Below are 1,855 nucleotides of genomic sequence, written 5' to 3'. Positions count from 1 at the left end.
CCCTGCGCCTGGCGCGCGAAGAAGGCCTCTTCGTCGGCATATCCAGCGGCGGCGCGGCCTGGGCCGCCGTGGAAGTGGCAAAACGACCGGAGAACGCCAACAAACTAATAGTAACCCTCTTCCCCGACAGCGGCGACCGCTACCTGAGCACCGCCACTTTTCAATCGGTGTTGAAGGAAGAGTAATCCCTGTGGCATGGGCGGGACGCCCATGCCACGATTCGTTACGACCTCATGGATGGGACGCCCATGAGAACGGGGTTATGGGTATTTCGCGCATCACCGTAGTTTTCGCACTAGCGGTTCCAAAAACCACCTGCGAATGGCACAAGACAGCCATTTAATTTTACCGAGATGGATCGCAATAGCCGGTGAAAGTTTATAATAGGTAGATGTGAACATGCGTCCCATTTTTGTCGGCATCAAAACCTGGTCTCGGAACCGCCGTAATACCTGTACATCTGGATGGTCATAACTTCCGTAGCAGGCAGTGGCGATGTAGCAACCTCCACCAGTATCGGAGGATGGGTTAGCACTTGGTAACTTACTGGTCGGCGTTGCGATTTCTGCCAACTTCTTTGCTTCTTCCTTCTCACGACGGTGCCTAGCTTCTTCTCTTTCTGACTGTTCACCTGTTTCTACCAGAGCCATTATTCTATGGTGTATGCCCTTTATTTCAGCAAAATCCGCTATCTTTTTTGCTCTCTCATAGTTGTCCTGAGCTATTGTTAGACTAGGATCGCATTCGGTAGCCTTGCGGTAATTATCTACCGCACTTTGTATATCACCGGATTCTTCGAGAACGATACCTAAAGTGTTATAGCCATCTGCGTAATCTGGATGAATCCTTACAAGTTCTCGAAAAGCCGTAATAGCTTCTAGTTGCTTTTTCGTTTTCTCATCACCAGATAAGGTTTTGCTCAAATCATGGAGTGAGTCCCCCAAGCCATAAAGAGCTTCTGAATATTCGGGATCTATTTCAATCGCTGCCCTGTACTGTTGTATTGCTTTGCGATAATTCTTCTCTTTATGGTGAGTATCGAGTGTAAGTACTACTTGGCGGCGCGAGGCTTCACGTCTAAATTCTGTGACTGCATCTGGGTCAAGTAGGCCAGGGATATCTTTATATGTGTTAATCTGCCTCCCGGCCTCAATATAATTTTCTTCTTCGATAAGAAGAACAATCATTGCCGCACATACCTTCGATGCAGCCGGTAAGTCGGGTTGTAGTTGGATAGCCTTGCGTAATTCATCAAGTGCAGCGATCGTTTCTCCATGTTGTGCGAGACTAAAACAAAGGCTGTACCTTGCTGTTGCATCCTCAGGTAAATACGCTACAGCACCACGGTTGGCATTCAACGCCCCCTCTGCATCACCAACCTTGCTTAATAATACCCCAAGGCTGAAGAAAGCTCTACCATGCTGAGGATTCAATCTGACGGTTTCTTGAAGATGATGTATTGCCCCTTGAATTTCTTCCTTCTGGTGGAGCACGCGGGCAATTCCCCAATGAGCATCTGCATAGTTTGGATCTATAGACAATGCTTTACGGAATTCAGTAAGTGCTTTATCAAGTTCATTGCCACTTAAATGCAATTCTCCTACATTACAAAGTCCTTCAGGCCTACCAAAACTATTAAACCAGGCAATTTTGGTAGCTGCATCTCCACATACATTATCATCACCCATTTTTTCAGCCTGATGAAGTAATTCGATCCCTTCATCAATCTGACCTGATTGGCACATCGCGGTTCCAAGGGCGAGGTAGTTTCGAGCATCTTCTGGTTCCAAGCGTAACGCCTCACGACAAGAATTAACCGCACCTTTACAATCCCCATTTTGTAGAAGTGCACTGC

General features: G+C 47.2%; 2 protein-coding genes. One reads left to right on the top strand and one right to left on the bottom strand.

The features are described 5' to 3' along the window. Window positions 1–185, top strand: a 185-nt coding sequence (locus tag WCO51_13275) for a cysteine synthase A (GenBank protein ID MEI6514224.1), incomplete at its 5' end; no start/stop codon positions are given. A 93-nt stretch (window positions 186–278) separates the two neighbouring features. Here WCO51_13275 and WCO51_13270 read toward each other — a convergent pair. Further along, window positions 279–1,855: tetratricopeptide repeat protein (locus WCO51_13270; GenBank protein ID MEI6514223.1), on the bottom strand; the 1,577-nt coding region annotated here is incomplete at its 5' end.

It is taken from the genome of bacterium, assembly GCA_037131655.1.
Lineage (GTDB): Bacteria > Armatimonadota > Fimbriimonadia > Fimbriimonadales > JBAXQP01 > JBAXQP01.
The sequence above is the reverse complement of the archived record's forward strand: the minus strand, read 5'-3'. Positions and strand labels throughout refer to the sequence as shown.